General features: G+C 69.8%; 7 protein-coding genes. 4 read left to right on the top strand and 3 right to left on the bottom strand.

Translation table 11 applies throughout. The annotated features are described in order from the left end of the window. Positions 1–976: 976 nt before the first annotated feature. Positions 977–1,285: an antibiotic biosynthesis monooxygenase family protein gene (locus ABT186_RS27215; protein WP_351235518.1), complete on the top strand. Its 309-nt coding sequence runs from the start codon at positions 977–979 to the stop codon at positions 1,283–1,285. A 46-nt stretch (positions 1,286–1,331) separates the two neighbouring features. Here ABT186_RS27215 and ABT186_RS27210 read toward each other — a convergent pair whose 3' ends face one another. Continuing rightward, positions 1,332–1,691: a VOC family protein gene (locus ABT186_RS27210; protein WP_351235520.1), complete on the bottom strand. Its 360-nt coding sequence runs from the start codon at positions 1,689–1,691 to the stop codon at positions 1,332–1,334. A 171-nt stretch (positions 1,692–1,862) separates the two neighbouring features. On the opposite strand from ABT186_RS27210, the gene ABT186_RS27205 reads away from it, so the two are divergent. Beyond that, complete coding sequence (locus ABT186_RS27205; RefSeq protein ID WP_351235521.1) at positions 1,863–2,363, top strand: CGNR zinc finger domain-containing protein; 501 nt, start codon at positions 1,863–1,865, stop codon at positions 2,361–2,363. 144 nt (positions 2,364–2,507) lie between these two features. Here the strand turns inward: ABT186_RS27205 and ABT186_RS27200 are convergent, their stop codons facing one another. After that, the gene (locus ABT186_RS27200) at positions 2,508–3,851 is read right to left on the bottom strand and encodes a UDP-glucose dehydrogenase family protein (protein ID WP_351927280.1); all 1,344 of its coding nucleotides are present in this window, start codon (positions 3,849–3,851) and stop codon (positions 2,508–2,510) included. A gap of 178 nt (positions 3,852–4,029) precedes the next feature. Here ABT186_RS27200 and ABT186_RS27195 point away from each other — a divergent pair, with 178 nt between their 5' ends. Further along, a complete protein-coding gene (locus ABT186_RS27195) occupies positions 4,030–5,187 on the top strand; it encodes an acyl-CoA dehydrogenase (RefSeq protein WP_351927278.1) in 1,158 nt (385 codons plus the stop codon). Positions 5,188–5,270: 83 nt separating this feature from the next. After that, on the top strand, positions 5,271–5,789 hold the full coding sequence (locus ABT186_RS27190) for a CbrC family protein (protein WP_351235527.1): 519 nt from the start codon (positions 5,271–5,273) through the stop codon (positions 5,787–5,789). Positions 5,790–5,832: 43 nt separating this feature from the next. Here ABT186_RS27190 and ABT186_RS27185 read toward each other — a convergent pair whose 3' ends face one another. Beyond that, entirely contained in the window at positions 5,833–7,017 is a 1,185-nt protein-coding gene (locus ABT186_RS27185; protein WP_351927276.1) for a dipeptidase, read from the bottom strand. Positions 7,018–7,021: the final 4 nt, after the last annotated feature.

The raw sequence follows: 7,021 nt of genomic DNA, 5'->3' as shown, positions 1-7,021 counted from the left end.
TTTGGTTGGGGCCCCCTTATCACCCCCCCCGGGGGGGGGGGTGCTGGCCTCCCGGCCCCCCCCCCCGGGGGGGGGGGGCCCCCCGGGGCCGGCCCCCCCCCCCGCTCCATTTCCGCTACAGCCGTTACGGCACGAGCAGCTCGCATCCTGGCCTTGAGCAGGTAGCGGCCCGGGGTGTGAACCACCAGCGACGAGTCTGTCGCATCGAACATCGCATCCGTGTCGTAGTTGACGATGGAGAAAGCGATCTTGGTGTCGGTGTTGTTCGGAATGTCCTGCGGACCCGCGGCGACGCTCGCACCGACATCGAGGTGGCTCCCGGTCGCACCCGTGGCACCCGTGGCACCCGTGGCCCCGATGGCACCCGTGGCACCCGTGGCACCCGTGGTGCCAGTCGCGCCCGTGGCACCCAGGTCGCCCCTCGGACCCGTCGCACCCGTGGCCCCGATGGCACCCGTCGCACCCGTGGCGCCGGTGGCACCCGTCGCACCCGTGGCGCCGGTGGCACCCGTGGCACCCGTCGGCCCGGTCGGCCCCCTCCTGCAGTCGTCGCCGTGACTCAGTGACTGCTGGACGGCCTTCCGGCCCGGCGGTCTCTCCCTGCAGTCGTCACCCCCGCCGCCCGCGCGGACCGACACGCCCGTATGCCGGCCCACGCAGGGCGCGGACCGGCGCAAGCGACGCGAGCGCGCTGCCTACTCCTCGTGTCCACCGGCTCGGGGACTCCCCCGAGCCCGAGGGGCAGCTTGGCCCGGGAGCCACCTGACTCCTCGTCAGGACCGACCGGGACGCACCGATGATCAGTGCATCGGATGAATCAACCCATCTGATTGGGTGCGCCCCTTTTTTGGGCGCGCCCCTTTTTGGGTGCGCCCCTTTTTGGGCGCCCCGCTCCATGCGGCAGCCCACCCGAGCTCGCCCTACGCTGAGGCGCAGGGACCACGGAATTCAGGTGCCGCGGAATGAGGTGAGCGCCATGGCGGAGGACAGCCGTTACTGGGCCTCGGGAGACTGGCATGTGGCCGACGGCAAGGCCGAGGAGTTCCTGGAGCGGTGGACGGAGTTCCTGACCTGGACCAAGGAGGCCAATGACGGCTTTCTCTCGGCCCGGCTCATCCGGCAACGGCACGAGCCGAACCACTTCATCTCGTTTTCGTGGTGGCGCGACCTGGAGTCCCTCAAAGGATGGCGGAACCACCCCGAGTTCGAGGTCCTCTTCGAGAACTGCCGGGCCCTGTGCACAGACGTGCGAACCGCCGGCTACGAGCTGGCGGTCGCCGTCTGAGCGATGATCACGGCGCCGCAGCAGGCGCCGCGATGGTCACGGCGTCTCAGCAGGCGCAGAGACAGAACGGGTGCCCGGCCGGGTCCGCGTACACCCGCCAGGTACGCGAGCGGTCCGCCGCGTCCAGCGGCTGCGCGCCGAGCGCCAGGACGTCCTTCTCGGCCGTGTCCAGGTCCTGGACCACGAGGTCCAGGTGGAACTGCTGCGAGTCGTCGGGGGCCGGCCACTTCGGCGGTACATGACCGGGCGCGGTCTGGAACGCCAGTGACTGGCCGCCGGGCACCTTCAGATCGACCCACTCGCCGTCACCCTCCACCGTGCCGCCGAGCACCTCCGCATAGAAACCGGCGAGCGCGCGCGGATCGGGACAGTCCAGGACGACGACGCCCAGCTTGGCGAGAGCCATGACTTCCTCCTTGGAACTTGGAGCTGCAGAACTTGAAGGCTGCGTTACCTCTAGAAAGCGGGTTACCTGTAGAAGCAGTCAACCGGTAACCGTTACCGCATGATCCCGCATTGGAGGTAACGTCGCAAGAGGAATTCCGAGAGGTAACGTCACGGGCATGAGGTCGCAGACATGAGTGAGAGGGCCCCGGCCCCGGGTGCTCTCGCCCTGGTGGAGGCCCTGGTCAACACCGTGGACCTGGAATCGGGCGCGGACCGCCTGGGCACGGCCGAGGGACGCGCCGAGTTCGGCATCGCGGAAGGGGACCTGGCGGACGTACGAGAGCTGCGGGAGTCCCTGCGCGCGGTCTGCCTGGCACACGCGGGCCATCCACCGCACCGCGAGGTGACACCCCTGGGCGAGCTGCTGGCACGGGCGCCGCTGTACGTGGCCGTCGACGCACGGGACGGCTCGGCTGTCCTCACCCCCGCCGACCGGGGATCCCTGCTCTCCCGGGTGGCGGCGGCCGTCGCGGAGGCCCTCACCGCGGGCACCTGGCTGCGCCTCAAGGCCTGCGAACTGCCCGAGTGCCATTGGGCGTACTACGACCGCAGTCCCGCCGGGAAGGGCCGCTGGTGCTCGATGTCGGTGTGCGGGGCCCGCGCGAAGATGCGGCGATACCGGGCCAAATAGGGATACCGCGGGGGTAGTTGGGCACTCGTCGCTCACGCGTCACCGCGGTGGTGCAGAATGCAACAAGACGCCGGTCCGGCCGACTGAGCCTCGGCCGGACCGGCGTCACCCCGTCACACCCGTCCGTTCGGACGGATTGCGCAATTACGCGGTGGGGCGACCCATCGCCCGGTACGTCCACCCCGCCCGGCGCCACAGCTCCGGGTCGAGGGCGTTGCGGCCGTCGAGAAGGACGCGGGAGGTGACCGCCGCGCCCAGCTCCGCCGGGTCCAGCTCGCGGAACTCCCGCCACTCCGTGAGGTGGAGTACGACGTCGGCGCCGCGCACCGCTTCCAGCGCCGAGTCGGCGTACCCGAGCGTCGGGAAGATCCGCCGGGCGTTGTCCATGCCCTTGGGGTCGTAGACCGTGACCTGACCGCCCTGGAGATGTATCTGCCCGGCGACGTTCAGCGCGGGCGAGTCCCGTACGTCGTCGGAGTCGGGCTTGAACGTCGCGCCGAGCACCGCGACCCGCTTGCCGAGGAACGAACTGCCGCCCAGCGCCTCGCGCGCCATCTCCACCATCTGGCCGCGGCGGCGCATGTTGATGGAGTCGATCTCGCGCAGGAACGTCAGCGCCTGGTCGGCGCCCAGCTCGCCCGCGCGTGCCATGAAGGCCCGGATGTCCTTCGGCAGACAGCCGCCGCCGAAGCCGATTCCGGCCCGCAGGAACTTCTTGCCGATCCGGTCGTCGTACCCGATGGCCTCTGCCAGCTTGACCACGTCGCCGCCCGCGGCCTCGCACACCTCCGCCATCGCGTTGATGAAGGAGATCTTGGTGGCCAGGAAGGAGTTCGCCGAGGCCTTCACCAGCTCGGCGGTCGGGAAGTCGGTGACGACGAAGGGCGTGCCCTCCGCGACCGGGGTCGCGTACACCTCGCGCAGCAGCTTCTCGGCGCGCTCGCTGCGCACGCCGACCACGATCCGGTCGGGGTGCAGCGTGTCCTTGACGGCGAAGCCCTCACGCAGGAACTCCGGGTTCCAGGCCAGCTCGGCGTCCTGGCCGGCGGGCGCGTGCTCGGCGAGGTAGGCGGCCAGACGGTCCGCGGAGCCGACCGGCACGGTCGACTTGCCGACGACGAGGGCGGGGGCCTTCAGGTGCGGCGCGAGAGAGGCGATCGCGGCGTCGACGTACGACATGTCACAGGCGTACTCGCCGTGCTTCTGCGGAGTGTTCACACAGACGAAGTGGATGTCGCCGAAATCGGCCAGCTCGGCCCAGTCCATGGTGAAGCGCAGACGTCCGCTCGACCCCTCGATGCCCGCGACGTGCTTGCGCAGCAACTCCTCGAGACCCGGCTCGTACATCGGGACCTCGCCGCGCTGGAGCATCTCGATCTTCTCGGAAACGACATCGAGCCCGAGGACCTCAAACCCCAGTTCGGCCATGGCCGCCGCGTGCGTCGCGCCGAGATAGCCGGTACCGATCACGGTGATCTTGAGGCTCATGGGTGCTCCAGAGGGGTATCGCGGTGAATCGGTGCCTGAGCATAGTCGGGCGCCTCGGCGGGCAACTTTCCCGCTGTCGCCAAGCTCACGTATCACTCGCGTGGGCGTACCCCTAAAATTTGGGTTACTTAACGGTAATTAGCGTCGGCATCGCAGCGTTTTTGGAGCGTGAGAGACCTTGGCCGGAACGGCTGACTTCGACCTGTACCGCCCGTCCGAGGAGCACGACATGCTCCGTGACGCCATCCGCTCGCTGGCCGAGGCGAAGATCGCGCCGTACGCCGCGGCGGTGGACGAGGAGGCCCGCTTCCCGCAGGAGGCGCTGGAGGCCCTCGTCGCGAACGACCTGCACGCGGTGCACGTACCCGAGGAGTACGGCGGTGCGGGCGCCGACGCGCTCGCCACGGTCATCGTGATCGAGGAGGTGGCGCGCGCCTGTGTGTCCTCCTCGCTGATCCCGGCCGTGAACAAGCTCGGCTCCCTGCCGGTGATCCTCTCCGGCTCCGAGGACCTGAAGAAGAAGTACCTGGCGCCGCTGGCCAAGGGCGACGCGATGTTCTCGTACTGCCTCTCCGAGCCGGAGGCGGGCTCCGACGCGGCCGGTATGAAGACGCGCGCGGTCCGCGACGGCGACCACTGGGTCCTCAACGGCGTGAAGCGCTGGATCACGAACGCGGGCGTCTCCGAGTACTACACGGTCATGGCGGTGACCGACCCCGACAAGCGCTCCAAGGGCATATCGGCCTTCGTCGTCGAGAAGTCCGACCCGGGCGTCTCCTTCGGTGCCCCGGAGAAGAAGCTCGGCATCAAGGGTTCCCCCACCCGCGAGGTCTACCTCGACAACGTCCGCATCCCGGCGGACCGCATGATCGGCGAGGAGGGCACCGGCTTCGCGACCGCGATGAAGACGCTGGACCACACCCGCATCACCATCGCCGCCCAGGCCCTCGGTGTCGCCCAGGGCGCCCTCGACTACGCCAAGAACTACGTCCAGGAGCGCAAGCAGTTCGGCAAGCCGATCGCCGACTTCCAGGGCATCCAGTTCATGCTCGCCGACATGGCCATGAAGATCGAGGCCGCCCGCCAGCTGACGTACGCGGCCGCCGCCAAGTCCGAGCGCGGCGACAAGGACCTCACCTTCCAGGGCGCCGCCGCCAAGTGCTTCGCCTCGGACGTGGCGATGGAGGTCACCACGGACGCCGTCCAGCTGCTGGGCGGATACGGCTACACGCGCGACTACCCGGTGGAGCGCATGATGCGCGACGCGAAGATCACCCAGATTTATGAAGGCACGAATCAGGTCCAGCGGATCGTGATGGCGCGCAACCTGCCGTAGCGCGCGGCCTGTTGCCGCAACGCGCGGGAGTTTCCGGGGCACCCTGCGGGGTGCCCCTTTCGTTCATGCGGCAGGGTAGGGGCATGAGCGATCCGGCGACGACGGCGGAGCTGCCGTCCTTTCCGTACCACCCGGACCCCCTGGCCACCGGTTCGGTGGTCGCCGCGGACACGGAGTGTCTGTGCTGCGGGCTGCGGCGCGGATACGTGTACGTGGGCCCCGTGTACGCGGTCGCGGACGTCCGCGCGGAGCTGTGCCCGTGGTGCATCGCGGACGGCAGTGCGGCGGAGCGCTTCGAGGCGCAGTTCACCGAGGTGACGGGGGACGCACCGACGGCGGTGGTCCGCATCGTCGAGCAGCGCACGCCGGGCTTCTCGGGCTGGCAGCAGGAGCGCTGGCTGACCCACTGCGGGGACGCGGCGACGTATCTGGGCCGGGCGGGCACCAAGGAGCTGGCGGAGTATCCGGACGCCGGGGAGAGCCTCCGGGAGACCCTGGGCGACACCTTCTTCGCTTCGCTGGACGCCGACGGCCAGCCCACGGCGTATCTGTTCCGCTGCCGCGGCTGTGCGAAGCACCTGGCGTACGCGGACTTCACCTGAGCGGCCGAGGGGGCGCCGGCCGGTGCCGGCGCCCCCCTTCGCTTCAGCCGTCCAGCTGTTCCAGCGTCGCGTTCGACGGGCCCCGCCGCGTCTGGAGGTCACGGGCCACATCCTCGGCCGCGCCCAGCACCCGTACCGCGTTCTGCCAGGTGAGCTTGGCCAGGTCGGCCTTCGACCAGCCGCGGTCGAGCAGCTCCGCGATCAGGTTCGGGTAACCGGAGACGTCGTTCAGGCCGTCCGGGGTGAAGGCCGTGCCGTCGTAGTCGCCGCCGATGCCGAGGTGGTCGATGCCCGCCACCTCGCGCATGTGGTCCAGATGGTCGGCGACCGTCGCGACCGTGGCGACCGGGCGCGGGTTGGCCTCCTCGAAGGCCCGGTGGACCTTCATCGCCTCCGAGGTCGTGTCGAGGTGGTGGAAGCCGTGCGCGCGCATGTTCTCGTCCGCCGCGGCCGTCCAGTCGACCGCGGCCTGCAGGACGAACTTCGGCACGAACGTCACCATCGCCACGCCGCCGTTGGCGGGAAGGCGTTCGAGGACGTCGTCGGGGATGTTGCGCGGGTGGTCGCACACCGCACGCGAGGACGAGTGGGAGAAGATCACCGGGGCGTCCGTCGTGTCCAGCGCATGGCGCATCGTCGTCGCCGCCACGTGCGAGAGGTCGACGAGCATGCCGAGCCGGTTCATCTCGCGTACGACCTCACGGCCGAAGTCCGACAGGCCGCCGACCCCGGGCTCGTCCGTCGCCGAGTCCGCCCATGCCACGTTGTCGTTGTGGGTGAGGGTCATGTAGCGCACGCCCAGCTCGTACAACCCCCGCAGCGTGCCGAGGGAATTGGCGATCGAGTGACCGCCCTCGGCGCCCATGAGAGAGGCTATGCGGCCGTCCGCGCGCGCCGCCTCCATGTCGGCGGCGGTCAGTGCGCGTTGCAGATCGGCCGGGTGACGGGAGATCAACTGCCGTACGCAGTCGATCTGTTCCAGCGTCGAGGGCACCGCGCCCGGGAGGTCGCTGCGCACGTACACCGACCAGAACTGTGCGCCGACCCCGCCCTCGCGCAGGCGGGGGATGTCGGTGTGGAGATGGGCGTTCTGGTGGGTGGCGATGTCGCGGGCGTCGAGGTCGTAGCGGACCTGCTCGCGCAGTGCCCAGGGCAGGTCGTTGTGCCCGTCGACGACCGGAAACTCGCGCAGCAGTTCCCGGGCTGCCTCCAGGGACGGCGAGGTCATCGGC

The sequence above is a fragment of the Streptomyces sp. NPDC001634 genome (assembly GCF_040298185.1).
Classification (GTDB): Bacteria; Actinomycetota; Actinomycetes; order Streptomycetales; family Streptomycetaceae; genus Streptomyces.
The sequence above is the reverse complement of the archived record's forward strand: the minus strand, read 5'-3'. Positions and strand labels throughout refer to the sequence as shown.

Coding starts and splice junctions, on each gene's coding strand:
- ABT186_RS27215 (WP_351235518.1), top strand. CDS start 977: ATGGCGGAGGACAGCCGTTACTGGGCCTCGGGAGACTGGCATGTGGCC.
- ABT186_RS27210 (WP_351235520.1), bottom strand. CDS start 1,691: ATGGCTCTCGCCAAGCTGGGCGTCGTCGTCCTGGACTGTCCCGATCCG.
- ABT186_RS27205 (WP_351235521.1), top strand. CDS start 1,863: ATGAGTGAGAGGGCCCCGGCCCCGGGTGCTCTCGCCCTGGTGGAGGCC.
- ABT186_RS27200 (WP_351927280.1), bottom strand. CDS start 3,851: ATGAGCCTCAAGATCACCGTGATCGGTACCGGCTATCTCGGCGCGACG.
- ABT186_RS27190 (WP_351235527.1), top strand. CDS start 5,271: ATGAGCGATCCGGCGACGACGGCGGAGCTGCCGTCCTTTCCGTACCAC.
- ABT186_RS27185 (WP_351927276.1), bottom strand. CDS start 7,017: ATGACCTCGCCGTCCCTGGAGGCAGCCCGGGAACTGCTGCGCGAGTTT.